Source organism: Streptacidiphilus pinicola, assembly GCF_003258295.1.
Classification (GTDB): domain Bacteria; phylum Actinomycetota; class Actinomycetes; order Streptomycetales; family Streptomycetaceae; genus Streptacidiphilus; species Streptacidiphilus pinicola.
Genome location: NZ_QKYN01000230.1, coordinates 1 through 24,397, shown reverse-complemented (window position 1 = coordinate 24,397; position 24,397 = coordinate 1). Strand labels below are relative to the sequence as shown.

18 protein-coding genes are annotated in these 24,397 nt (G+C 72.2%); 6 read left to right on the top strand and 12 right to left on the bottom strand.

All coding sequences use genetic code 11. The features are described 5' to 3' along the window. The 3 genes from DN069_RS38125 to DN069_RS38115 all read left to right on the top strand — a co-directional run. A partial coding sequence (locus DN069_RS38125) for a ferritin-like domain-containing protein (protein ID WP_243640326.1) occupies positions 1-680 on the top strand: 680 nt, incomplete at its 5' end. 109 nt (positions 681-789) lie between these two features. Beyond that, positions 790-1,716 carry an aminoglycoside phosphotransferase family protein gene (locus tag DN069_RS38120; RefSeq protein ID WP_111507828.1) on the top strand — a complete coding sequence of 309 codons (927 nt, stop codon included), beginning with the start codon at positions 790-792 and terminating at the stop codon, positions 1,714-1,716. A gap of 55 nt (positions 1,717-1,771) precedes the next feature. After that, positions 1,772-2,377: a hypothetical protein gene (locus DN069_RS38115; protein ID WP_111507827.1), complete on the top strand. Its 606-nt coding sequence runs from the start codon at positions 1,772-1,774 to the stop codon at positions 2,375-2,377. On the opposite strand, the gene DN069_RS38110 is transcribed toward DN069_RS38115, so the two are convergent. From DN069_RS38110 to DN069_RS38055, 11 genes are all read right to left on the bottom strand, one after another. Beyond that, positions 2,289-2,900 (bottom strand): GNAT family N-acetyltransferase, encoded by a 612-nt coding sequence (locus tag DN069_RS38110; protein WP_111507826.1) that lies wholly within the window; start codon positions 2,898-2,900, stop codon positions 2,289-2,291. The genes DN069_RS38115 and DN069_RS38110 overlap by 89 nt on opposite strands. Positions 2,901-3,008: 108 nt before the next feature. Further along, positions 3,009-4,721, bottom strand: coding sequence for a hypothetical protein (locus DN069_RS38100; RefSeq protein ID WP_207892410.1), 1,713 nt, complete (start codon positions 4,719-4,721; stop codon positions 3,009-3,011). A gap of 184 nt (positions 4,722-4,905) precedes the next feature. Further along, positions 4,906-5,754: a GNAT family N-acetyltransferase gene (locus DN069_RS38095; RefSeq protein WP_111507831.1), complete on the bottom strand. Its 849-nt coding sequence runs from the start codon at positions 5,752-5,754 to the stop codon at positions 4,906-4,908. 140 nt (positions 5,755-5,894) lie between these two features. After that, the gene (gene ispG, locus DN069_RS38090; RefSeq protein WP_111507825.1) at positions 5,895-7,055 is read right to left on the bottom strand and encodes a flavodoxin-dependent (E)-4-hydroxy-3-methylbut-2-enyl-diphosphate synthase; all 1,161 of its coding nucleotides are present in this window, start codon (positions 7,053-7,055) and stop codon (positions 5,895-5,897) included. A 142-nt stretch (positions 7,056-7,197) separates the two neighbouring features. Then, the gene (locus DN069_RS38085) at positions 7,198-8,508 is read right to left on the bottom strand and encodes a M50 family metallopeptidase (protein WP_111507824.1); all 1,311 of its coding nucleotides are present in this window, start codon (positions 8,506-8,508) and stop codon (positions 7,198-7,200) included. Between the two features lie 75 nt (positions 8,509-8,583). Beyond that, positions 8,584-9,816, bottom strand: a complete 1,233-nt coding sequence (dxr, locus tag DN069_RS38080) for a 1-deoxy-D-xylulose-5-phosphate reductoisomerase (RefSeq protein WP_111507823.1) — start codon at positions 9,814-9,816, stop codon at positions 8,584-8,586. Between the two features lie 182 nt (positions 9,817-9,998). Next, the gene (locus DN069_RS38075) at positions 9,999-12,383 is read right to left on the bottom strand and encodes a S53 family peptidase (RefSeq protein WP_165845827.1); all 2,385 of its coding nucleotides are present in this window, start codon (positions 12,381-12,383) and stop codon (positions 9,999-10,001) included. Positions 12,384-12,576: 193 nt separating this feature from the next. Further along, positions 12,577-14,553 carry an acyl-CoA dehydrogenase family protein gene (locus DN069_RS38070; protein ID WP_111507821.1) on the bottom strand — a complete coding sequence of 659 codons (1,977 nt, stop codon included), beginning with the start codon at positions 14,551-14,553 and terminating at the stop codon, positions 12,577-12,579. A gap of 85 nt (positions 14,554-14,638) precedes the next feature. Next, on the bottom strand, positions 14,639-16,084 hold the full coding sequence (locus DN069_RS38065) for an aldehyde dehydrogenase family protein (RefSeq protein ID WP_111507830.1): 1,446 nt from the start codon (positions 16,082-16,084) through the stop codon (positions 14,639-14,641). A 151-nt stretch (positions 16,085-16,235) separates the two neighbouring features. Then, positions 16,236-17,801, bottom strand: coding sequence for a PucR family transcriptional regulator (locus tag DN069_RS38060; RefSeq protein ID WP_111507820.1), 1,566 nt, complete (start codon positions 17,799-17,801; stop codon positions 16,236-16,238). A 167-nt stretch (positions 17,802-17,968) separates the two neighbouring features. Beyond that, positions 17,969-20,089: an ATP-binding protein gene (locus DN069_RS38055; RefSeq protein ID WP_133260188.1), complete on the bottom strand. Its 2,121-nt coding sequence runs from the start codon at positions 20,087-20,089 to the stop codon at positions 17,969-17,971. A 279-nt stretch (positions 20,090-20,368) separates the two neighbouring features. Here DN069_RS38055 and gabT point away from each other — a divergent pair, with 279 nt between their 5' ends. The 3 genes from gabT (at position 20,369) to DN069_RS38040 (ending at position 23,315) form a co-directional block, all read left to right on the top strand. Continuing rightward, a complete protein-coding gene (gene gabT, locus DN069_RS38050) occupies positions 20,369-21,724 on the top strand; it encodes a 4-aminobutyrate--2-oxoglutarate transaminase (RefSeq protein ID WP_111507818.1) in 1,356 nt (451 codons plus the stop codon). Positions 21,725-21,820: 96 nt separating this feature from the next. Then, the gene (locus DN069_RS38045; protein ID WP_207892408.1) at positions 21,821-22,447 is read left to right on the top strand and encodes a C40 family peptidase; all 627 of its coding nucleotides are present in this window, start codon (positions 21,821-21,823) and stop codon (positions 22,445-22,447) included. 253 nt (positions 22,448-22,700) lie between these two features. Then, positions 22,701-23,315: a phosphatase PAP2 family protein gene (locus DN069_RS38040; protein ID WP_207892407.1), complete on the top strand. Its 615-nt coding sequence runs from the start codon at positions 22,701-22,703 to the stop codon at positions 23,313-23,315. Positions 23,316-23,335: 20 nt separating this feature from the next. Here the strand turns inward: DN069_RS38040 and DN069_RS38035 are convergent. Continuing rightward, on the bottom strand, positions 23,336-24,397 hold a 1,062-nt coding region (locus DN069_RS38035; protein ID WP_111507816.1), incomplete at its 5' end, for a serine hydrolase domain-containing protein.

Below are 24,397 nucleotides of genomic sequence, written 5' to 3'. Positions count from 1 at the left end.
CCCCCGCACCCTCCCGCTCGGCCGCGAGCTCCGCCTCCCCCGCCGCCTCGGCGTCCGCGACGGCCCAAGCCCGGACGAGTGCTGCCGCGCTGGCGCGCGGAGAGGCCGGACTGGTCTCGCTCTGCGCGGTGGAACTGCTGGTCACCTCGCCCCCGCTGGCCCGGCTGCTGGCCTCGATCGGCGCCGGGGCGGCGCAGCGCGCCACCCAGCTGGGCGGCGCGCCTCCCACGGGCGCCACCCCGAACGTCGACCGGCTCCGCCCGAGCGCGCCCGAGCTGGAGGCCCTGCAGGCGGCGCTGGGCGCCGAGCAGGCCACGGTCTACGGCTACGGCGTCCTGGGCGCGCTGCTCAGCGGCGGCGCCCGGGCCCAGGCCACCTCGGACTACCAGCTGCACCGCGCCCGCCGCGACACGCTGGACGCCAGGATCACGGCCGCGGGCGCGACCCCGCGGGCGGCGGCCGCCGCCTACGACCTGCCCTTCGAGGTCTCCGACGCCTCCTCGGCGGGCCGCCTGGCGGCCCTGCTGGAGAACCGCGTCGCCGCGGTGTACGCCAACTCGGTCCAGGCCGGCGAGAACGACTTCCGCGACGACTCCTCCACCCAACTCCGCGCCGCCGCCCTCCGCGCCCTGACCTGGGGCGCGCCCCCCACCCCCTTCCCCGGACTACCGGAACGCTGAGCTGCTGTTGCACCGCCCCCTGGACCGTGCACCCACCTGACGGGGCTCATGGAGAGCTCACAGGCCGATGGCCGACAATGGCAGCACCCGATCACGACGAAGGGCGAGCATGACGGCACCTGCCTTCAGCATTCCCGCACGGCTTCAGGACACCGTCCGCTGCTGGGCGTCCGACCGCGGGCAGGCGTGGCTCGAAGCGCTGCCGGGGCTCGCGGCGGAGTACCTGGCGCGGTGGGAGCTGACGCTGGAGCGGGTCTGCGAGCCCGGCGGGCAGATCAGTCTGGTGCTGCTGGTGCGGCGCGCGGACGGTTCGCCCGCGGCGCTGAAGCTGGGGTACCCGGATCCGGAGGGCGAGCAGGAGCACCGCGCGCTCGCGCACTGGGACGGGCACGGCGCCGTGCGCATGTACGCCTGCGCGCCCGAGGACCGGGCGATGCTGCTGGAGCGGGCGCAGGGCGAGGTCTCGCTGCGCTCGCTGCCGGAGAACAAGGCGATGCTGGAGGCGCTCGGCACGCTGCGCCGCCTCTGGGTCGCCCCACCGGAGGCGCACCCGTTCACGAGCGTCGCCGACTACGTCGGCGGCCTGCGTGCGGAGCTGACGCGCCGTCGCTCGCTGCCCGCCGCGGCCGAGTTGACGCCGCTCGTGGACGAGGCGCTGGACCTGTCCGCGACGCTGTTGCAGGACACCGCGGCCCGCGAGGAGAACCTGCTGCTGCACGGCGACTACCACCACGGCAACGTGCTCGCGGCCGAGCGTTCGCCCTGGCTGGCGATCGACCCGAAGCCGCTGGTCGGCGAGCGCGCCTACGACCTGGCCTGGCTGGCCCAGGACCGGCTGGAGACGCTGGCCGGCTCCCCCGGACCGGAGGCCGCCGCCCGGCGGCGGGTGCAGCGGCTGGCCGCGGACGCCGCCGTGGATCCGGAGCGGCTGCGCGGCTGGACCCTGTTCCGCGTCGTCGAGGCGGGCCTGTGGAGCCTGGACGTGGGCGACACCCGGCACGCCTCGCTGTTCCTCGAGTTCGCCGCCATGCTCTGAGACGCCATGCTCTGAGACACAGACCGACATGCAATCGATCCGGAGTGATGTTCCTGTGGCAGAGCCGCCACGCCGCCGCCGGCTGACCGACGAGGAGATCGCGCGCGCTCCGCGCTTCAGCCCGTACCTGCTGCTGCCGTGGGTGCTGCTGGCGCTGGTCCCGCTCGTCTCCGACGTGATCCACGGGCGGTACCCGCGGCCCACACTGGCGATGCTGGTGCTGGGGATCTTCGCGGTGCTGTACTGCGGCACCGTCCTGACCGCGCTGCGGCCCCGGCTGCACCACACCCGGCTGCCGATGGTGCTCGCGGCGCTCCTGGTGCCCGTCACGGCGCTGCTGGCGGGGGCGCTGCCGCACGCGTTCCTGCTGTACCCGCTGCTGGCGGTGGCGCTCGCGCTGGTCGCACCCGGGCGCTGGTACCTGATGGTGCTGCTGGGCGTGCCGGCCCTGTCCGGCCTGACCCTGTGGATGCGCAGTCAGTACGACGTGATCGTCTACGGCCCGCTCGGCTGCTTCCTCGCGGCCGCGCTGGTCCTGGCGCTGTTCCGGCTGTCGATGGTGACCGAGCAGCTCAAGGAGGCTCGCCGGGCCCACGCGGAACGGCACGCGGAGCACCGTCACCCGGTCGAGCCCCGTTCGGACGAGGGGAAGGACGCGTAGGCAGCGGCAGCGGCGCGCCCATGACGGCGTAGGGCAGCACGGTGTTGGGGAACATCACCCGCCGGGCCAGGTCCTGGTAGCCGAGCGAGCGGTAGAGCGCGCGGGCGGGCGTCTCCCGGTCCACGGCGGAGAGGATGCTGTGCGGCAGCGGGCTGGCCGCGCAGAGCGCGGTGATCAGCGCCCGGCCGAACCCGAGCCCCTGGTACCGGGGGTGGACATGCAGCTCGGTCACCGAGAAGGCGTCGTCGAGCCAGGCGCCGTACCCGTTGGCCGCGAGGTACGGCTCGATGACGGTGGACCACCAGTGGCTGCGGTCGTTGGGCATCCCGTAGCCGAAGCCGACCAGCATCCCGCCCCGCAGCGCGCCGACGGCGTGGACACCGGGCAGTTCGGCATGGCGCTGGACGATCTGCAGCCGCAGCGCGACCTCCTCCGGACCGAGACCGAACGCCACCGCCTGCACGTCCAGCGCGGCGGCGGCGTACGCGGCGAGATCGATGGGCTCGATCCGAACTTGGTCCATGGCTGGACGCTACCGCCTCGGGCGGACGATCAACCAGACGAGCCCGGCGGCCGCGAGGCCGCCGGGCCGTACGGGCCGCGCGGCCCGAGATGACCGCCTGGACGACGGTCAGTACCGACGCGCGCCCGCCAGCAGGCGGACGGAGCAGCCGAGCAGCAGCACGGACAGGCCCAGCCCCGCGAGGGGCCACAACCCGCGGGTCGCTCCGGTGTCGGCGAGCCGCCCCCGCATCGTGGGCGGCGCCGAGGCCGTGGCGGCGGTGCCGGTCGCGGCGCGGCCGACCCGCATCGGGCTGGGGACCACGTCGGTGACCACGTCCGCGACCAGGGCCTGCGTCGGGGAGTCGGTCACGCGCGCGGGGGTCTCGGCCGCCGCCGGGCCGGAGGAGGGCGGCGCGGACGGTGGCGTCGAAAGGGTCGTGGCCGGCGGGGACGTCTGGCCGGTGCCGGAGGGCACCACCGTCGTCGGGTCCGTCGATCCGCCCGTCGGGGTGGGCGCGGTGGCCGAACTCGACGCCGAGGGCGAGTCGGAGGCCGAGGGCTCCGCCGTCGGACTGTTCGAGGTCGGGCCCGCACCGCTCGGCGGTGGCTGCTGCCCGCAGCCGAGGTTCTGCAGGGAGGCGGTCAGACGCTGGGTCAGGAAGTCCAGCAGGTTCTGCCCCGCGGTCGGCGAGGCCGAGGCGGTGAACAACGGCCCGTCGGCCTTGATCCGCGCCGCGCCCCCGGAGGCGAGGCGACGGCAGTAGCTCGTTCCGTCGCCCGGGTCCGTCCCCGCCCCGTGCCCGACCGGGAGTTGGTCGACACCGGCGCGGTACAGGTTGGTCTTGCCCCGGCTCCTGACCCCGCCGGGCCCAAGCACCATCGGGTCGTTGACCGGCACCAGTGCCACCGGCGCGGCCTGGTCGGCGGCGGCCTGGAGCTCGTCCAGGGCCAGGGCGGTCGTGGTGTGACGCGGGTCGGCGAGGTCCGGCGCGGTCCAGGGGGTGCAGCCGAGAGCGGGGTCGACGAAGGCGGTGAGCAGCAGGTTGTCGCTGCCGTTGAGCAGCGCGACCGCGCCTCGGGGGCCGAGCGCCGCCGTGGCGGCGGTGGTGCGCTGGGCGGTGCGGCCGTCGGGGGTGGCCAGGTAGGCGGTGGTGACGTTGTCGCTCTGGTCCTGGTCGACGAGGCCGAAGTCGCGGGTGGTCGGGCAGGGCGCGCCGTCGCGGCCGCGGCCCGACCGCGGCACCTTGAGGCGTCCGGCCTGCCGCGCGCGGTTCGCGGCCGTGAAGAAGGCGGTCGCGTCGCAGTAGGCGAACTGGCCGAAGACCGAGCCGGGGGCGCCGTTGACGCAGCGTCCGGCGGTGGTGTTCCCGGCGAGCGTCAGATTGTTGCCGTTGAAGCCGAACCAGAGTCCGACCACGGCGTGCGCGGGCAGTTTCGGCACGACCGGCCGGTGGGCCGGGCGCGTGCCGCGGTCGACCACCAGCGGGTCGTAGACGGAGACCGCCCCGGTCGCCGGGTCCAGCACGGTGGCCTGGACGAAGGCCGACTGGGCCAGGTCGGCTTCGTGGCAGGGGCCCATGGCCGCGTCGGTCGCGGTCAGTTGGTACGGGGTGGCCAGGCCGGCGGCCGTGAGCGGGCCGGCGGGCACGCGGAGGGTGCAGTCGGGGTTCGGTGTGACCGGGGGCTGGGCGGCAGAGGGCTGGGCGGCGGGGGCGCCCGGTCCGTTGGGGGCTGCCGCGGCCATGGCACTGCTCACAAGGGCCACCAGGCCCAGGAGAGCGGTGAGGAGGCCGGCCAGCACGGGGAGTCGGCGGCGGGGCTTGCGTCGGTGGGATAACACGCGCCGTCCTTCCTTCGAGGGCACCCCGGGGACGGCGGCGGACGCGGATCGACCCACGCGCGGTCAGCCGAGGCGAGGACGGCGTGAGTGTATGCACACCGTGCGCCCAAGCGAGAGGCGGGACGTCACAATCGCCACACAAGCAACACGCGTGCACACGAAACGCTCACATCACGCGCGGACTTCAGAACAGTACGCTCATGAACGCACCGATTTCGGTGAACCCCACCCGGCGGTACGCGGCGCGGGCGACGACGTTGTAGTCGTTCACGTAGAGGCTCACGACGGGAGCGACCTCGCGGAGCGCGACGTCGACGACGGTGGCCATGCCGCTCTCGGAGTGGCCGCGTCCGCGGAACTCCGGGGCGACCCAGACGCCCTGGATCTGGCAGGCGCCCTCGGTCGCCGCGCCGATCTCGGCCTTGAAGACCACGCGGTCACCCTCGAAGCGGGCGAACGCCCGCCCACCGGTGACGAGTTCGGCGACCCGGGCGCGGTAGAGCAGGCCGCCGTCGCCGGCCAGCGGCGAGACGCCGACCTCCTCGGTGAACATGGCGACGCAGGCCGGCAGCAGCAGGTCCATCTCGTCGCGGCGCACCCGGCGCACCCGCGGGTCGGGGGCGATCTCGCGGGAGGGCTCCCGGGTCGCCATCAGCGGCTGGCGCGCACGGACCTCACGGGCGGGGCCCCAGTGCGGCTCCAGCAGGGACCACAGCTCGGCGGTGCCCTCGACGGGCCCGACGATCGAGGAGCAGCGGCGGCCCTGCTTGCGGGCGCGGTCCGCGAAAGCCTGGACGGCCGCGGAGGAGGCGCTCAGCGGGACCAGGTTGGCCCCGGAGTAGCACAGGGCCTCGAGACGGCCGTGCTCGAAGAAGCCCCACATCTCGCCGCCGAGCCGCCAGGAGTCGAGACCGGCGACGGCGACCCGGGCCGCCACGAAGGCGTTCTCGATCGGGTCGCGGTCCAGCACCTCGAGCGCGGCCGGCAGGTCCGCGGGCGTCAGCACACGCGTCGTCGCCACAGAACTGCTCAACACGGGGGGCACCCTATCTCCTCGAGCGACCCTGGCGACCCCCTGGGCCAAGGCGCGACATACGTCAACCTGGGATCGACGGTGGCCCGGAGAAGCGAGCCACGTCAACCCCAGGTTGCCCTGCTGTTCTACTGGCCGTGCTACTCGGCGGCGACGACGGTCGGGGTGCCGGACTCGACGCCGGCGTCCTGCATCTGCTCGGCGAGCTTGAGGGCCTCCTCGATCAGGGTCTCCACGATCTTCGACTCCGGCACGGTCTTGATGACCTCGCCCTTCACGAAGATCTGGCCCTTGCCGTTGCCCGACGCCACACCCAGGTCCGCCTCACGCGCCTCACCCGGGCCGTTCACCACACACCCCATGACCGCCACGCGCAGCGGCACCTCCATGCCCTCCAGCCCCGCGGTGACCTCCTCCGCGAGCTTGTACACATCCACCTGCGCGCGACCGCACGACGGGCACGAGACGATCTCCAGACCGCGCTGCCGCAGCCCCAGCGACTCCAGGATCTGCGTACCGACCTTGATCTCCTCCGCCGGCGGCGCCGACAGCGACACCCGGATCGTGTCCCCGATGCCCTCCGCCAGCAGCGCACCGAACGCCACCGCCGACTTGATCGTGCCCTGGAACGCCGGACCGGCCTCGGTCACGCCCAGATGCAGCGGGTAGTCACACGCGGCCGCCAGCTTGCGGTACGCCGCCACCATCACCACCGGGTCGTTGTGCTTGACCGAGATCTTGATGTCACGGAAACCGTGCTCCTCGAACAACGAGCACTCCCACAGCGCCGACTCCACCAGCGCCTCCGGCGTCGCCCGCCCGTACTTCTCCAGCAGGCGCCTGTCCAGCGAGCCCGCGTTCACGCCGATCCGGATCGGGATCCCCGCCTCGCCGGCGCGCTTCGCGATCTCCTTGACCTGGTCGTCGAACTGCCGGATATTGCCCGGGTTCACCCGCACCGCCGCACAGCCCGCGTCGATCGCGGCGTAGACGTACTTCGGCTGGAAGTGGATGTCCGCGATCACCGGGATCTGCGACTTCCTCGCGATGATCGCCAGCGCGTCCGCGTCGTCCTGCGACGGGCACGCCACCCGCACGATCTGACAACCCGACGCCGTCAGCTGCGCGATCTGCTGCAGCGTCGCGTTCACATCCGCCGTCACCGTCGTCGTCATCGACTGCACCGAGATCGGCGCACCGCCGCCGACCGGCACGTTCCCCACCATGATCTGACGGCTCATACGACGCGGCGCCAAGGGCTCCAGCGGCACCGACGGCATACCCAGCGAGACAGCGGTCATTGCTTGCGTAATCCCCACAGTGAGGCGGCGGCTGCCCGGTCACTCCAGGCCAGCCGGGTGCGCTCTGTACCGGTCGGCGCACCCGACCCCCACGTTACCCGACGCGCCTGAACGCTCCGGTGAACGGCCGACTCCGGACGGGTCAGCCCAGCGTCACCGGGTTCACCACGTCGGCGATCATCACCAGCACGGTGAAGCACAGGAAGATCCCGGCGACGACGTAGGCGATGGGCATCAGCTTGGCCACGTCGAACGGGCCCGGGTCCGGGCGCTTGACCAGGCGGGCGAACTGGCGCCGCACGGCCTCCCAGAGCGCGCCGGCGATGTGGCCGCCGTCCAGCGGCAGCAGCGGCAGCATGTTCAGCAGGAACAGCGACAGGTTCAGCCCGGCGAGCAGCTGCAACATGGTCGCGATCCGGGCGCTGGCGGGCGCGTGCATCGCCAGCACGTCGCCGCCGACCCGGGCCACGCCGACGACGCCGACGGGCGAGTCGAGTGAGCGCTTCTTGCCCTCGAAGGCCGCGCCCCACAGGCCAGGGATCTTGGACGGCAGGGACACGATCGAGTGCACGCCCTGCTGCGCGATGCCCGTCATCCGGTCCAGGCTCTGGCCGAGACCGAGCTGCGTGGTCGGCTGGATCGGCTGGATGCCGAGGAAGCCCGCGTGGACGATCTGGTCGGTCGGGTTGCCGTTGGAGTCGATCCCGTAGAGGTTGTTCTTGGTCAGCGTGACCTGCACGGTGAAGCTCTTGTCGCCGCGCTTGACGCCCAGGGTCACCTGGTCGTCCGGGTGCTGCCGGATCTGGTTCTGCAGCTGGTCGTAGCTGGTGACCGCGACGCCGTCGAACGAGGTGATGGTGTCGCCGGACTTCAGGCCCGCCTTGGCCGCCGGGCTCTCCGGGGCGCCCTTGGGGCAGGTGTCGCTCGTCGCCGCACTGGAGTTGCTGGCGACCACGCACTGCGTGACATAGGAGATCGTCGGCTGGGCCTGCGGCACCCCGAAGCCCATCAGCACGACCAGGAACAGCACCACGGCCAGGATCAGGTTCATGAACGGGCCGAAGAACATGATGATGACCCGCTGCCACGGCTTGCGGGTGTAGAACAGCCGCGTCTCGTCGCCCGGCAGGATCTCCTCGTAGGACTGCTCGCGCGCGTCCTCGATCATGCTGCGCCAGGGCGAGGTGGAGCGGGCCACGACCTTGCCGTCAGCCCCGGGCGGGAACATCCCGATCATGCGGATGTAGCCGCCGAGCGGGATCGCCTTGACGCCGTACTCGGTCTCGCCCTTCTTGCGGGACCAGATCGTCGGCCCGAAGCCGACCATGTACTGCGGCACCCGCACCTTGAAGAACTTGGCCCAGCTGAGGTGGCCCAGCTCGTGCCAGGCGATGGAGAAGAGCAGGCCGAACACGAAGATCACGATGCCCAGGATCGTCATCAGTGTCGTCATCGTGCGTCTGCTCCTCTTGGTTCCGCGCCGGCCGCCGCTGCGGCCACCCCGCTCAACATCATGCCGTCTCCGCGCTCAGCCCGCGGCGATCTCCTTGGCCCGGGTGCGTGCCCAGGCCTCGGCAGCCAGGACGTCCTCGACGGTCAACGAAGTTCCCTTGGCGGGAGTGCCGTGCTCGGAGACGACCTTCGCCACCGTATCCACGATCCCTGTGAATGCCAGCCGGCCCTGCAGGAACGCCTCCACGCACTCCTCGTTCGCCGCGTTGAACACCGCCGGCGCGGTGCCGCCCAGCTCCCCGACCTCGCGGGCCAGCCCGACCGACGGGAACGCCTCGGTGTCCAGCGGGAAGAACTCCCAGGTCGCGGCCTTGGTCCAGTCACAGCCCGGCGCGGCGTCCGGCACCCGGTCCGGCCAGCCGAGGCCGAGCGAGATCGGCATCCGCATGTCCGGCGGGCTCGCCTGGGCCATCGTGGAGCCGTCCACGAACTCCACCATCGAGTGGACGACCGACTGCGGGTGGACCACGACCTCGATCCGCTCGAACGGGATGTCGTAGAGCAGGTGCGCCTCGATGACCTCCAGGCCCTTGTTGACCAGGGTCGCCGAGTTGATCGTGATGACCGGGCCCATCGCCCAGTTCGGGTGGTTCAGCGCCTGCTCCTTGGTCACCCCGGCCAGCTTCTCGCGGCTCCAGCCGTGGAAGGGACCGCCGCTGGCGGTCACCACCAGCTTGCTGACCTCCCGGCGGGTGCCGGCCATCAGCGCCTGGAACAGCGCGGTGTGCTCGGAGTCCACCGGCACGATCTGCCCCGGCTTGGCCAGCGCCTTCACCAGCGGGCCGCCGACGATCAGCGACTCCTTGTTCGCGAGCACGAGCACGCGCCCGGCGCGCAGCGCGGCGAGGGTCGGCCGCAGGCCGATCGAGCCGGTGATGCCGTTCAGCACGGAGTGGCACTCCATCGCCGCGAGCTCGGTCGCGGCGTCCGGCCCCGCCAGGATCTCCGGCAGGGCCGCGCCCTTCGGCGCGGCGGCGGCGAGCGCCGCCTTCAGCGGCGCGACCGCGTCCGGCTGCGCCACGGCGACGACCTTCACCCCGAGCTGCAGCGCCTGCTCGGCGAGCAGCGCGACCCGCCCCCCGGCGGCGGACAGGCCCACCACCCTGAATCGTCCGGGGTTCCGCAGCACGACATCGATGGCCTGCGTCCCGATCGAACCGGTGGACCCCAGGATCACCAACTCCCGAGGCCCCTCGGGGTCGGCGACGACGGGCTCGAAACGCAGATGCGGGTCGGCGAGAAGTGTCATGGGCCCATTCTGTCCTGTTCGCGGATGCAGGCGAGCACCCGGCAACCCCCAGGGGCGCGGGGAACTGCGCGAGCAACCACTTTGTGCGGATGGCCCTGTTACCGGGGGACCATCCGCAGAGGGTGGCTTGTCGCGCAGTTCCCCGCGCCCCTGATCGTGCACCTACCTGCGGGAACGAATGCTCACTGGCCCGTCGGGTGGGCCTTGAACCAGGTGATGAACTGCTCGGACGGGCTGCCGATGCCCGTGATGTCGTCGAAGCCGTCCGTCGTCTTCAGGCTGGTGTTCTCGTCCGAGCGGGCCAGGACCGGGCCCTGGTCGGTGTTGAAGGCCCAGCTCGGCTCGTGGCCGCCCACGGGATTCGGCTTGACGTCGTGGAAGCTGGCCGAGTTGTACTGCTTGTACAGCACCGGGTTGGCGAAGCCCAGCGGGGAGCCGGAGTTCTGGATCGCCAGCGCCTCCATCGCGCTGAACAGCGGGCACGCGAGGCTGGTGCCGCCGACCGTCTCCTCCTTCCAGGAGCCGCCGCTCATGGTGTAGGTCACGCCGCTGCCGGCCGGCTGCGCCACCGCGTTGCCCACGGTCTCACCGACGTTCATGCCGGTCAGCGAGTCGGCGACCATCGAGACGTCCGGCAGCACCCGGTGGCTCTGGCCGCTCGCCTTGGCCAGCGAGTCCGGGACCACGCCGACCTGGTACGGAGGCTGCTGGAAGAACTGGCTGATGCCACCGCCGCCGGCGCCCTGGAACGTGCCCTGGGTGGACCAGCCGCTGCCGCTGCTGGGGTAGGACATGGTGCCCCAGCCGGTCTCCCACTTGTAGTTGCCCGCGGCGTCGGTGCCGAGGGTGGTGCCGCCCACGCCGGTCACCCACGGGTCGGACGAGGGGTAGCCCACGGCGGGGCTGGGCGTGGTGCCCTTGTCCCCGGCGGTGAAGTCACCGGAGTCGCCGGTGGAGAAGTTGAAGTTGATGCCCTCGACCGCGCCCTGCTGGTAGATCTGCTGGCCGGCCGCGATCGCGCTCTGGTCGGTGCCGATCTCGGGACCGCTCCAGGAGTTGGAGACGACGTCCGCCGTGTGGTTCGAGATGATCTGCTGGAAGGCCTGGTAGAAGTCGGAGGTGTCGGTCGACGCCGAGCCGTAGTAGACGATCTTCGCGTCCGGCGCGATCGCGTGCACGGCCTCGACGTCGAGCGTCTCCTCGCCCCACCAGCCGGCGGCGTCGCCCGCGTTGGTCTTGCTCGGGTCGTAGGACGACGGGACGTGCTGGGAGAACTGACCCGGCTTCAGCGGGGGCAGGCCCATCTCCTGCGACCACTTGTCGACGTCCTGGACGATCGTCGGCGACGCGTAGGCGTCGACGATGGCCACGGTGACGCCCTTGCCGCTCATGCCGCTCGCCGCCGCGCCGTAGGCGGTGCGCAGCTGCTTGGCGGTGTAGCCGCACATGTACTGCGCGGGCGTGCCGTCGGGGCCTGCGGGCAGGCCGGAGGAGCGCTGGCCGTAGAAGGTGCTGCAGTCGGCGCTGGCCGCGTCCGCGACGTACATGCTGCCGCGGCCGACGGGGCTGGAGGTGGTCAGACCGGTGACGGCCGCGACGTAGTCACCCACGTTCTGGGGGTACTGCGGCTGCGTGGTGGGTGCGATGTCCACCCGGCCGTCGTGCTTGTAGCGGTGGATCTTGACCTTCAGCGCGTCCTCGACCTTGCCGATCGTCGTGGAGACGACGATCGACTCGGAGTCCTTGCTGACGATCTTCATGCCGTCCTGCTGCACCCACTGGGAGACGGCTTCGCCCGCGCCCTGGCCGGTGGAGAACTTGGTCGAGAAGTCGCTCGACGAAAGGAACTTGTGATAGTTCGGGTCGCCGGGGGTGCCGACCTCCTGTGCGTACTGCGCCATGGTCTGCGGGGCGGACTTGGCGTACCAGACCTGGCCGGTGACGACGGTCTTGGGGTTGGCGGGGCCGATGTCGTTGGCCGGGTTGGCCCAGGACGGCGGGTTCCAGGACTTGCCGTTGGCGGGCGCGGCCATCGTGCCGCCGCCACCGCCCGTGGAGTCGTTGCTGCCGCCGCCCTTGCCCTTGCCGCTGTTCGAGGCGACCACGACGACGGTGACGACCAGGGCCAGCGCGACGACCGCCGCGCCGATGAGCATCCCGCGCTTGCGGCGCGGCCCGCCGCCGTTGCCGCCCGAACCGATCGGCCCGCCGGGGCCACCGGGGCCGCCGTACGGTCCGCCCGGACCACCGGGTCCGCCCGGGCCGCCGAAGCCACCCGGGCCGCCGCCGAACGGCGGCTGCTGGGGCGGGTAGCCCTGCTGCGGCGGGCGGGGCGGCTGCTGCGGATAGCCCTGCGGAGGCTGCGGTGCGCCATACGGGCCCGGGCCCTGCGGCGGCCGGGGCGCGCCGTACGGGTTCGGGCCCTGCGGCGGGTAGCCCTGCTGCTGCGGGCGGGGCGGCTGCTGCGGCGGGTAACCCTGCGGAGGCTGACCGCCGTACGGCGGCTGCGCCGGATTGCCGCCTGGCCGCGGCTGCTGCGGGTTCTGCCCGTACGGCGGGTAACTCACGCTGGACCTGCTCCTCGTCGTCGAAACACCGGGAGCCCTGCGCGCATGCGGAAGCCTCGACGTACGAGCCCCCGGTGGTAGCTCCTCTTCTCGCACGCCAGTGCGCATCGTAGTCGTGAGCGCGTGTCAGGTGTGTCAAGGGTGCATGAAGCACAACGGATCTCCCCATCCGCGTGTCTCGTCCGTTATCAGCTCACCCCCCGATCGGACGATGCACGTTGGGGCGCTCGGCCGTTCCGGGCGCCGTGTCCGCGATCCACGCTCCCTCCCCCGAGGGGTCCAGCACGCCCTCCTCGAGCCAGGTGTAACGGCCCGTCATCACCTGGTCGGCCAGCCGACGGTCGGCCCGGTCGGTGTTGTCCCAGAGCCGGCCGAAGAGCCCCTCGACGCGCAGCCGGGCCTGGCGGCAGAAGACGTCGGCGAGTTCGTAGGCGGCCCGCCCCTCGTCCGGGCCCTGCGTGGAACGCAGCAGTTCGGCCCGCACGCACGCCGCGCTCATCGCGAACAGCTCCGCGCCGATGTCGACGACGCGCGCCAGGAAGCCCTGCTTGGTCTCCATCCGGCCCTGCCAGCGCGACATGCCGTAGAACGTGGAACGCGCCAACTTGCGTGCGCTGCGCTCGACACAGCGCAGGTGTGTGGCCAGGTCCGGATAGCCGGGACGGTTGAACTCGCGGTAGGAGGTGGGCACCTGCCCCGGCCCCGCGACCAGCTTGGGCAGCCAGGCCGCGTAGAACGCGCCCGCCTTGGCCGCGGCGCGGCCCTTGCGGCGCAGGTCGGCCTCCGGCTCGATCAGGTCCCCGGCGACCTTCAGGTGCGCGTCCACGGCCTCCCGGGCGATCAGCAGGTGCATGATCTCGCTCGAGCCCTCGAAGATCCGGTTGATCCGCATGTCGCGCAGCACCTGCTCGGCCGGGACCGCACGCTCCCCGCGCGCGGCCAGCGAGGCCGCCGTCTCGTAGCCGCGCCCGCCGCGGATCTGCACCAACTCGTCGGCGATCAGCCAGCCCATCTCCGAGCCGTAGAGCTTGGCCAGGGCGGCCTCGATGCGGATGTCGTTGCGGTCCTCGTCGGCCATCTGGCCCGCCAGCTCCACGACCGCCTCGAGCGCGAAGGTGGTCGCGGCGATGAAGGAGATCTTGGCCGCCACCGCCTCGTGCCGGGCGATCGGCCGGCCCCACTGCTCCCGCTCCGCGGACCACTCCCGAGCGATCTTCAGACACCACTTGCCCGCCGCCACGCACATCGCAGGCAACGAGAGCCGCCCGGTGTTGAGCGTGGTGAGCGCGATCCTGAGGCCCTCCCCCTCGCGCCCGATCCGGTTCCCCGCCGGGACCCGGACACCGTCGAATCGGGTCACGCCGTTCTCGATGCCGCGCAGGCCCATGAACGCGTTGCGGTGCTCCACCGTCAGGCCCGGCGAGTCCGCCTCGACGACGAAGGCCGTGATGCCGCCCCGGTGCCCCTCGGACTTCGGCACCCGCGCCATGACCACGAGCAGGTTGGCGATGACACCGTTGGTCGTCCACAGCTTCACGCCGTCCAGCACGTACTCCGAGCCGTCCTGGCTCGGTGTCGCGCTGGTGGCCAGCCGGGCCGGGTCACTGCCCACGTCCGGCTCGGTGAGCAGGAACGCGGTGATGTCGGTGGTCGCGCAGCGCGGCAGGAAGGCGCGCTTCTGCTCGGGTGTGCCGAACAGCTTCAGCGGCTGCGGCACCCCGATCGACTGGTGCGCGGAGACCAGCGCCGCGACGGCCGGGCTGACACTGCCGATCAGGGTGAGCGCCCGGTTGTAGTGCACCTGGGTGAGGCCGAGCCCGCCGTACTCGCGGTCGATCTTCATCCCGAAGACGCCCAGCTCCAGCAAGCCCCGGACCACCTCGTCGGGGACCTTCGCGTCCCGCTCGATGACCGCCCCGTCGAGCTTCTTCTCGCAGAAGTCCCGCAGCCGGGCCAGGAACTCGGCACCCTCCAGCTCCGCCTCCGCGTCGGGCAGCGGATGCGGGTGGATCAGGTCCAGACGGAAACGGCCCAGGAACAGTTCCTTGGCGAAGCTGGGCTTGCGCCAGTCCTGTTCCCGGGCCTCCTCCGCGACGCGTCGCGCCTCACGCTCGGTGACCTTGGGTGCATCGGCCCCAGCGGAGGAGCCCTGAGGGACGGAGCCGGACATGGGGCATCACCTCACGGTGGGATACCTGCCAGTATCTTCCGACCGTACGCTGAGTGCACCCATGGTCACCAGGGGTGAGACGTGACTACAGGGCCAAACCGGTGAGCACCAGCACGCGCTCGTAGGTGTAGTCGGCCATCGCGTAGGCCACGCCCTCGCGGCCCACGCCGGAGTCCTTCACGCCGCCGTACGGCATCTGGTCGGCACGGTAGGAGGGCGCGTCACCGATGATGACACCGCCGACCTCCAGCTCGCGGTGGGCACGGAAGGCCACCTGCACGTCGTGCGTGAAGACGCCCGCCTGCAGACCGAACTTCGAGTCGTTGACCGCGGCGAAGGCCTCGTCCACGCCGTCGACCTTCTGCAGCGACAGGACCGGCCCGAAGACCTCCTCGGTGGCGAGGGTGACGCCGTCCGGCACCTCGGCCAGCACGGTCGGCGCGTAGCTCGCACCCTCCCGCTCGCCGCCGGCGAGCAGCTTGGCGCCCGCGTTCACGGCCTCGTCCACCCAGGACTCGACGCGCTTGGCGGCGTCCTCGCTGACCAGCGGGCCCACGTCGACGCCGGCGTCGGCCGGGTCGCCGGTGACCTGGGCGCCGACCTTCTCGACGACCTTCTCGACCAGGCGGTCGTAGATCGTGGCGTCGGCGATGACGCGCTGCACCGAGATGCAGGACTGGCCGCCCTGGTAGTTGGCGAAGGTCGCGATGCGGGTCGCGGCCCAGTCCAGGTCCGCCTCGGAGTTCCAGTCGCCGAGCACGACGGCCGCGGCGTTGCCGCCGAGCTCCAGGGTGACGTGCTTGCGCGGCACCGAGTCGAGGATCGCGTAGCCGACCTTGTCCGAGCCGGTGAAGGAGATGACGGGCAGACGCGGGTCCTGGACCAGCGCCGGCATGCGGTCGTTCGGGACCGTCAGCACGGACCAGGAGCCGGCCGGCAGGTCCGTCTCGGCCAGGATCTCGCCGAGGATCATCGCGGAGAGCGGGGTGGCCGGGGCCGGCTTGAGGATGATCGGCGCACCGACGGCGATCGCCGGGGCGACCTTGTGCGCGACCAGGTTCAGCGGGAAGTTGAACGGCGCGATGCCGAGCACGACACCGCGGTTGAAGCGGCGCACCAGGCCGAGGCGGCCGGTGCCGCCGGCGTCGGTGTCCAGCCGCTGGCCCTCACCGCTGTTGAAGCGGCGCGCCTCCTCCGCGGCCCAGCGGAAGACGCTCACCGCGCGGCCGACCTCGCCGCGGGCCCACTTGATCGGCTTGCCGTTCTCGGCGGTGATGAGCTGCGCGAGCTCCTCGGTGCGCTCGGCAAGCCGCTTCGCGACGTGGTCGAGCGCGGCGGCACGCTGGTACGCCGGAGTGGCGGCGAACTCGTCCTTGACCGCGTAGGCGGCCGCGACGGCCTCCTCGACCTGGGCGTCACTGGCGACACTCACCTTGGCGACCAGCCGGCCGTCGTACGGGTGGTGCACGTCCAGCGTCTCGGGGCCGGTCTCCTGCCGCCCCGCCAGCCAGAATGCGTAGGTGGTGGTCACCGCGGTCACCGGCCCTTCCGTCGTGAATTACAGGACTTTTCAGCCCCCACGGTAGGCGGGAACGAACCCGATCCGGCTTGTCCGGAACGTACGAGACGGGTGAGTCGAACTGGACGCCGCGGCCACTTCAGGGGCGCGAGCGACTGACTCGTCAGTCGCCCGTGGCGCGAAGCGCCATCCACAGCTCCATGCGGACGTCCGCGTCGTCCAGCGTCCGGCCCAGCAGCTCCTCGACCCGGCGCATCCGGTAGCGCAGCGTGTGGCGGTGGACGCCGAGGTCCGCGGCCGCCGCGTCCCACTGGCCGTGGCGGGAGAGCCAGGCTCGGAGGCTCGCCTCCAGATCACCGCGGGAGGTGCGGTCGTGTTCGCGCAGCGGCCGCAGCAGGCCCTCGGCGAAGGCCTGGACCGCCTCCTCGCCGAGGAGCGGCAGCAGGGAGCCCGCGCCGACCTCCGCGTGGTCGACACTGCGTCGACCGCTGCGCAGCGCGACGGCCAGGGCCCGCTCCGCCTCGGCGGCAGCCGAACCCGCGGACTCCAGCGTCGTCGGGGCGGAGATGCCGATCGCGACGGCCTCCAGGTCGACCGCCAGGTCCGTGCAGACCTGGTGCACCATCCCGCCGTCGACGGCGACCAGCACCAGGCGCTCGCCCTCGGGCGCCAGCAGCAGCGGCTCGCCCGTGCGGGCCGCGGCCTGCTCCGCGCGGTCGCCGAGCTCGGCCAGGTCGTCGCCCTCGGCGATCAGCACCCGCACGGGACCCTGCGGCAACCCGCCCAGCAGCGCGCCGGCGACCTCCTTGGCGATCACCGTCTCCCCGGCGAGGACCAGCCGCAGCAGCGCGGTCCGCATCCGGTCCTCGGCGCGACGCAGGTCGCGTGAGCGCTCCAGGGTCAGCGTCAGCAGTGCGACGGCGGCGTTGACGACGTACCGCTCCCCGGAGCTGAGCCGGTCCTCGGTGCCCACGGCCAGGAAGCCGCGGGCGCGGCGGTCCGCGCCGAGCGACTGCAGCACGACGTAGTCCTGCGTGTCCGCGGCGTCCCCCTGGAGGGCCATGCTCGCGGGGGCGGGCTGGGAGCGCAGCCGCTCCACCTCCGGGCGCAGCCGCCCGGCCCGGCGCGCGGCCCAGTCGGGCGCGGCGACGACCACGCCGCCGGTCGCGTCGTAGAGGGCCGCCCAACCACCCAGCCGCGCCGCCAGTTTGGCGACGACCGCGGCGGTGCCGTCCTTGCCGAGCGCGGCGCGGGTCAGCTCCTCCTGCGCCTCGAAGCTGGTGGTGACCGCCTTGTACTGCTCCGCCGCGAGCGCGGCCGTCACGGCCTTGCTGATCGCGATGAACGGCGTCGGCTGCGGCACCTCCAGCAACGGCAGCGCGCGCTCGGCCGCGGCGTCGACCAGCGCCGGCGGCACCTCGTCGTAGGTGAGCCCCACGCCGATGCCGAGCCCGGCGACACCCGCGTCGGCGAGCCGGTGCACGTACTGGCGCAGCTTCTCCTTGGCCTTGCCCAGCTTCAGCCCGGTGGTCAGCAGCAGCTCGCCGCCCTCGAGATAGGGCACCGGGTCGTCGAGCTCACTGGTGTGCACCCACCGGACCGGCCGCTCCAGCGCGGTCTCACCCGCGCGGACGACGAGTCCCAGCCCCGGCATCGCGACCAGGGACGCCACCGTGACACTGCTGTGCCGCACCTCGTCGTCGGGGCGCGCGGGCTTCTCGTTCGACATGACACCTTCGGCGGAACGCGGGCTGCGGGGCACCGCGTCCTTGCGGCGCACCGGGTCTGGCGGGGGTTGGACGACACGTCCAACCCTCTTCCGTCGATTCTGCCTCAGCGGCGCAGCTACTCGCGCGTTGCATTCGAACAGCCGGCCACCGGGAGGAGCGGCTCGGCTCAGGGCAGGCGGACCAGCAGCGGCGGCACCTGGCTCCCGTCCACCGAGGTCAGCGAGACGACCGCGTGGCCGCGGGGCAGCACCTGCGCGAGATCGGAGGCGGACCAACGACGTCGTTCGACCTTGCGGGTCGTCACGCTCTCCGTCTGCGCCCGCTCGCCCTCCAGCAGGGCCCGCACGCCCCGGAAGGAACGCCGCAGGACGCCGCCGGAGGTGTCCAGCGCACGCGTCACGTCCCGCTCGTCGACCCAGACCGTGCCCCAGGCGTCCTCGAACAGCTTGCCGTCCCACGGCGCCAGGCCCGGGAAGGCCATCCGGCCGCCGACCGCGCCGAACAGCGGGGCGCGCAGCGCCTCGGGCACGTCCACGAGCGTGCGCAGCCCGAGCACCGCGCCGCCGTTCGCGGACCGCAGCCGCTGCAGCCCGCGGATGGCGTGCGTGTCCACCGCCGACGAGGCGTCGTCGACGACGAGCCCGGCGAAGAGCGAGCGGTCCGCGCGGCTCCCGGCGGCGTGCAGGAACTGACCGACGGCGAGCCGGCCGAGGATCCGCGCCGCCTCGGGGTGACTGTGGTCCGGCAGGGCGATCCGCACCCGCAGCGGGTGGTCGAGCGCGCGCAGAGCGAACAGCGGCAGCGACTCCGGGTCCCCCGCGGAGGCGTTGAAGCAGCGGGCGAAGACGGGCCGGTCCAGCAGCGCGAGCCGGTCCGCGAGCAGCGCGCCCGGATCGTCGGCGAGCCCGTGCAGGCGCTCGCGCTGGGCGAGTTCGTGCTGGTGCCGGTCGAGCGTCCCGCTCTCCCGCACGGCAGCGAGCAGCGCCGCCCACGCACCCTCCTCGCCGCGCAGCAGCAGCACCAGCTCCCGCACGCCGGGCAGCCGGCCGTACCCGGCCTCGAACGGTCCGACGATCTGCTGCAGCGCGAGCCGCGCGGCCTCCGTGCGCAGCGCCAGTTCGTCCGGCAGCAGCGCGTCCGCGAGCCGCGCCGCCGCCTCGTCCGTGTGCTGCGCGCCCCCGAAGAGGTCCAGCCCGTACCCGGCCTGCGGATCTCCTGACTGCGCAGCCCCGGGCGCGACCACCACGTCGTACCAGGCCGCCGGCCCGAGATCGGCGTCGGCGGCGCCGACCACCACCACCACGGCCGTCCCCGTCAGCGCCTGCAGACACAGCGCCTCCGCGACGGGGCGCGTCAGCCGCGTCGTCTTCCCGCTCCCGGCCGGTCCGACGGCCAGCAGCGAGGTCCCGAGCAGCAGCGGATCCAGCGCGATGTCCGCGCCGCGGTAACCAGCGGGATTCTTCGGCACGTTCTCGGCGCCGCCGAGCCGCAACTGACGCAACAACAGATCGTTCGCCGGCCCCCGCCCCACCAACTCCCGCGCCCCCGACGGATGCGCACACGCCACCGCGCCGTACTCCCGCACCGCGTCCAACAACGCCCGCAACCGCGCGGGCTCGTGCCGCACACACTCCAACGCCCGCAGCAACCGCTGGTGGTCCACATCCCCCACCAACCCCTGCGCGGTCTCCGCATCCAACACCGCCAACCCCCCAACCTCCGCCACCGCCCTCAGCGGGGCCCACGGGTCGACGATCCCCTGGGGCTCGCCGCCGGCTTCCTTCTCCTTCTGCGCCTTCTGCGCCGCGTGCCGGCGCTGCGCCGCGAGCAACCCGCGCAGCAGCGGCAGCAGGTAGCGCCTGCCGACCGCGCGCCAGCGGCCCATCCGGCCGAAGATCCAGATCAGCAACAGCGCGGTCAGCACCCAGAGGATGTTCGCGATCATGATGGCGGTGGAGTCGTTGCGCTGGACCGCCGCGATCTCGCCGGGGAAGAGGAGTTGAAAGAGCCAGGTGATCGCCGGCTGGGCGTAGAGGAAGAGCTCCCAGGCCACCACGGCGTTCAACGCGGCCCGCAGCAGGAGCTTCCAGCCCGGGATCGCGTCGTCGGCGAGGGTCTTCTCGTCGGCGGAGCGGGGTTCGGGGCCGAGGCCGAAGACGCCCGGTGGGGTGCGGTGGCGCTTCGCGGAGACCCAGCCGACGAGGTCGAAGCCCGCTCCGGCGCCCGGGGCGCCGGGCTGCGGGGGGATCGCCGCCCCGCCCGGCACGCGCGGCGGGACGGAAGGCATCGGGGGAATCGCCGTGTGCCCGTCGAGTGACATCGCCGTCCCGCTCCCTTGCGCCGCACACAAGCCCGACTCGAAGCTCTCAATCTAGTGGAGCGGACCCGCTCCCCGCGTGGAAGCACGCGGATCATGATCAGTGTCCGCACCGGACAATTCCGTCCCCGGTTCACTCCCCTTCGGCGTATGCCCGCGCCCCGGACCCGCCGTAGCCTGCTCAAAGGGGACGATCCCCCCGCCCCCTTCGGATCCGACCCACAACGCAAACGCATGGGAGACCACCTCATGAGCGCTGCTCAGCTTCCCGGCGGCCCCTCGCTCCCGCAGGAGCGCCGCCTCGTCACCGCGATCCCCGGGCCGAAGTCGCAGGAGCTGCAGGCACGCAAGCTCGCCGCGGTGGCCGCCGGTGTCGGCACCACCCTGCCGGTCTACATCACCCGTGCGGGCGGCGGCGTCGTCGAGGACGTCGACGGCAACTCCCTGATCGACTTCGGCTCCGGCATCGCCGTCACCAACGTCGGCAACGCCGCCGAGCTGGTCGTCGAGCGCGCCTCGCAGCAGCTGGCCGCTTTCACGCACACCTGCTTCATGGTCACCCCGTACGAGGGCTACGTCGCCGTCGCCGAGCAGCTCAACGAGCTGACCCCTGGTGACCACGAGAAGCGCACCGCGCTGTTCAACTCCGGCGCCGAGGCCGTCGAGAACGCCGTCAAGATCGCGCGTGCCTACACCAAGCGCACCGCCGTCGTGGTCTTCGACCACGGCTACCACGGCCGCACCAACCTCACCATGGGCATGACCGCGAAGAACATGCCCTACAAGCAGGGCTTCGGCCCGTTCGCGCCCGAGGTCTACCGCGTCCCGCTCGCGTACCCCTACCGCTGGCTGACCGGTGCCGAGAACTGCGCCGCCGAGGCAGCCGCCCAGGCGATCGACATGATCACGAAGCAGATCGGCGCCGAGAACGTCGCCGCGATCGTGATCGAGCCCATCCAGGGCGAGGGCGGCTTCATCGAGCCGGCCAAGGGCTTCCTCCCGGCAATCGTCGAGTTCGCCAAGGCCAACGGCATCGTCTTCGTCGCCGACGAGATCCAGACCGGCTTCTGCCGCACCGGCCAGTGGTTCGCCTGTGACGACGAGGGCATCGTCCCGGACCTGATCACCACCGCCAAGGGCATCGCCGGCGGTCTGCCGCTCGCCGCGGTGACCGGCCGCGCCGAGATCATGGACGCCGCCCACGCCGGTGGCCTCGGTGGCACCTACGGCGGCAACCCGGTCGCCTGCGCCGCCGCGCTCGGCTCGATCGAGACCATGAAGCAGCTCGACCTCAACGCCAAGGCCCAGGCCATCGGCGCGACCATGCTGACCCGCCTGCGCGCCTTCGCCGAGAAGTTCGACGTCATCGGCGACGTCCGCGGCCGCGGCGCGATGATCGCCATCGAGCTGGTCAAGCCGGGCACCAAGGACCCGAACCCGGAGGCGACCGCCGCGCTGGCGAAGTTCTGCCACAACGAGGGCCTGCTGGTCCTGACCGCCGGCACCTACGGCAACGTGCTGCGCTTCCTGCCGCCGCTGGTCATGCCGCAGGAGCTGCTCGTCGAGGGCCTCGACATCCTCGAGAACGCCTTCGCCGCGCTCTGATCACTCCCCGCTCCACCTCGCTGTGCCCCCGTCGGTTCGCCCGTCGGGGGCACAGTGCTGTGACGGAGGCTCTCGCGCGGGGTAGTGATCGCCCGCATGAGGTTCCTGCTCCGGCTCACCCGCCTGCTGGCCGTGCTCGCCCTGACGATCGTGCTCGTGCCCGCCCCGTCCGCACACGCCGCGGACGCCGCCCCCACCACCGCGGAGCGCCTGCGCGGCGTCGCGGCCGTCCAGGTCGCGCTCGCCGAGCTCGGCATCCCCTACGCGTGGGGCGGCGGCAGCCTCACCGGCCCGACGCTCGGCTTCTGTGACGGCGTCAACGGCTACCTGCCCGACGGCTCCTGCTCCGCCGACCACACCGTCGGCTTCGACTGCAGCGGGCTGGTCCGCTACGCCTGGTACCAGGGCAGCGCCGGCGCGATCACGCTCCCCCACTACAGCGCCGCCCAGTCCCAGCTCGGCCACTCGATCACACGGCAGGACGAGCTGCTCCCGGGCGATCTCCTCTTCTTCGCCGAGCCCGGGGGCCGGATCCACCACGTCGGGCTCTACCTCGGCGGCGGCGCGATGATCCACGCCGAGCACACCGGTACGGTCGTCACCGTGCTCCACGACGTGTTCCAGGACCCGAAGTGGGGTCCGCGCCTGGTCGCGGCCACCAGGCCGGAGCCGGCGTCCGCACCAACGTCCGTACCCGTCCTAAGCGTTGCCCCGGGCGAGTGAAGAAGGTGTGCGGACCTGATGGCGGGTGGGTGAGACGGATCGCCCTTGCGTCCGCCGTGTCGTACTGTCAAAGCAGATGGAGAAGCGCGACATCACCGAGGACACCACTTCGGATCCGCTTGCGGATCCCCTCAGCCGATCGACAGAACGCCTAGCTCAAACCCCCCGGGCCAAGCGGAACGTCGATCACCTCAGCCGCCCCGGAGCTCTCCCCCCTGCTCCGGGGCGGCTTCGCGCTGTCCTCTTCCGGTCGGTGTGGTTCCCGACCGTGCTGCTCACCATCCTGGCCGTCCTCACGGAACAGGTCCTCACCAACGGCCCGCTGCTCGCGGTCGACCGCTGGACCCGCGACACCGTACAGGGATGGGTCGCCGCGGATCCATGGTCCTGGACGAACTCCCTCGCGGAGTACTGGACCGACCTCGGCCTGGCGACCTATTCGGGCACGGTCCTCGCCCTCACCGCCCTGACCGCCACCACCCGCACCCGCTCCTGGCGCCCCCTCAGCGCCGCGCTCCTCGCGGCGCTGGCGCTCTTCGGCACGGTCATCCCCGGCAAGATCCTCATCGGTCGCCCCGGCCCCGAAGGCGCGCCCGTCGCCTCGGGCGACTGGGGCTGGTTCCCTTCGGGCCACACGGCGACCGCGTCGATCTGCCTGGGCACCGCGGCACTGATCCTCTGCCGCGCCTGGCCCGGCCTGCGCCGCGTGATCTACCCACTGACGGCCTTCCTCTGCACCGGTGTCGGCGCCTGCCTCATCTGGCGCGACTACCACTGGCTCTGGGACGTCGTGGCCAGCGGCTGCCTCACGGGCATCGTCCTCTGGTGCCTGAGCCGCTGGATCCTGAGGACCGATCCGTCCGTGTGAGGTGGCAGATTGCCAGGCCGTCAGCTGCCACTCGGGAGATACGGCAGCAGCTGAGCCGCGATCTCCTCCACATCCGCCTCGCTCCGGTTGCTCAGAACCAGCACGGCCGCCCGGAGGGCGGGGACATGGAGAGTCAGTCCACGGAATCCGTCGACGTCGCCGGGGTGATAGTGCGCAGGCCGGCCACCCATCCGGCCGACGAAGGTGCCGTACCCGTAGCCCACAGCCGTGAGCCGCAGTCGGTCCGAGCCGGCGGCTTCCGGGACCGGAACGTGCGCCGTACGGATCGCACGCTTGGATTCCTCGCTGAGCAGCGTGCCGGCGTCGAGGGCCGCGAAGTAGCGAGCGAGGTCATGGACTGTCGACGACAGATCACCCGCCCCTGGGAAATCCGCCGTGGCGGGCGTGGCGACGACCACCCCGCCGCGCGTTCCACTGACCCCCGCAGCTGGCACCGTCGCTCCGGCGCCCGTGGAGGTCATGCCCAGCGGCTCGAAGATCCTCTCGGCGAGGAACTCATGGTGAGGCCGCCCAGTGACGCGCTGCAATGCCAACGCCGCGATCACGAACCCCGGGCTGCTGTAGTTCCACTCCTCCCCGGGCGCACAGAGCAGCGGTTGCTTTGCCAGGCGGTCGACGAACTCGTCCGGCGTGCCGGGGTTGTGCATGTCGAAGCCAGGCAGGGCCTCCCAATGGCAGAGACCAGAACTGCACGACAGGAGGTGGTGAAGCGTGATGCCACTCCAGGCGGCCGGACAGACCTCCAGCAGATCCGCGATCGGCTGCTCAAGGCTAAGCACTCCATCCTGGACCAACAGCATGGCCGCCGCAGCGGTGAACTGCTTACTGAGCGACGCGATGCGGAATCTGGTCTCCGGAGTACACGGCGCCCCGGTCGCCGGCTGGGCGATTCCGCCGGATGCGCGCAGCACCTCCTGCCCGGCCTGTGTCAGGAGAACGGCACCGCTCAGGTCGGGTATCGCGAAGTCCGGCTCCATGGCCCGCGATATTAGCGCACAACGCAGAAGAGCCCCCTGACCGGTGGTCAGGGGGCTCTTCCTCAAAAGTTGTTCGGCGGCGTC

Bases quoted from the DNA above. Each gene is read 5' to 3' on its own strand.
- DN069_RS38120 (WP_111507828.1), top strand. From the start codon at position 790: ATGACGGCACCTGCCTTCAGCATTCCCGCACGGCTTCAGGACACCGTC.
- DN069_RS38110 (WP_111507826.1), bottom strand. From the start codon at position 2,900: ATGGACCAAGTTCGGATCGAGCCCATCGATCTCGCCGCGTACGCCGCC.
- ispG (WP_111507825.1), bottom strand. From the start codon at position 7,055: ATGACCGCTGTCTCGCTGGGTATGCCGTCGGTGCCGCTGGAGCCCTTG.
- DN069_RS38085 (WP_111507824.1), bottom strand. From the start codon at position 8,508: ATGACGACACTGATGACGATCCTGGGCATCGTGATCTTCGTGTTCGGC.
- dxr (WP_111507823.1), bottom strand. From the start codon at position 9,816: ATGACACTTCTCGCCGACCCGCATCTGCGTTTCGAGCCCGTCGTCGCC.
- DN069_RS38070 (WP_111507821.1), bottom strand. From the start codon at position 14,553: ATGTCCGGCTCCGTCCCTCAGGGCTCCTCCGCTGGGGCCGATGCACCC.
- DN069_RS38060 (WP_111507820.1), bottom strand. From the start codon at position 17,801: ATGTCGAACGAGAAGCCCGCGCGCCCCGACGACGAGGTGCGGCACAGC.
- DN069_RS38055 (WP_133260188.1), bottom strand. From the start codon at position 20,089: ATGCCTTCCGTCCCGCCGCGCGTGCCGGGCGGGGCGGCGATCCCCCCG.
- gabT (WP_111507818.1), top strand. From the start codon at position 20,369: ATGAGCGCTGCTCAGCTTCCCGGCGGCCCCTCGCTCCCGCAGGAGCGC.
- DN069_RS38045 (WP_207892408.1), top strand. From the start codon at position 21,821: ATGAGGTTCCTGCTCCGGCTCACCCGCCTGCTGGCCGTGCTCGCCCTG.